A 710-nucleotide genomic window follows, 5' to 3' on the forward strand; every position below is an offset into this window, starting at 1 on the left:
GATTATATTGCTCAACTTAATGAGAAATCTATAGCGGAAAACTCTTTGAAAAACGATTCTGGAAATGATGAGGAAAAACTTTTTGATGCACCTATAGGAGAAGAAAAACATTTGAATGCACACTTACCAGAAGAGGAGCATTTAAAAGCAAGTGCTAAGCCCGAACAGGCAACCGATTATGTAAACGCAGTTGGAAATTTTATTCATAAAGATGCAAATCCAATCGGCTTATGGGAGCGTTTTAGAAAATCAGAATTTTCCGAGCATTTAATGGATTTTTTTGCGGGGCTTGCATCAGGAAAAACACCGCAAGAAAGTTTTTCAAATGCGGCACTTGTTATGCGGCAGGGCAATAATGTACGTGCTCAAAATAGACCAATTTTTGAGTTTTTACGCTCTAAAGGATACAGTGATAAAGACGCACAAGCCCTTGTGCAATATCCAGATCTTGCCATGAAAGTTATAGGCAGCACGTTAAGCCCTCAAGAAGCCTATAGAACATTGACATCAGAAGAAAAGGCAGAGCAGGGATTGCCTGAGGATATGACTTTTCAAGTCTCAACAAGCACAGGGAAAATTATACCTGTCCAAGGAGGACAGCGTTCCACTACTTCTGGATTAGGGGGGAATACCGATGGCATGCTGTCAAAGCCTGAATCAGGTTATATGTATGTTAAGGATGAAAATGCACTTGGTGGCATACGTGCGGT

General features: G+C 40.6%; 1 pseudogene. It reads left to right on the forward strand.

The window, feature by feature from the left end:
* Positions 1-710: pseudogene (locus ACFIL3_RS10815) on the forward strand (hypothetical protein); the annotation flags it as partial.

It is taken from the genome of Bartonella sp. CE47NXGY (genome assembly GCF_042195415.1).
Classification (GTDB): domain Bacteria; phylum Pseudomonadota; class Alphaproteobacteria; order Rhizobiales; family Rhizobiaceae; genus Bartonella.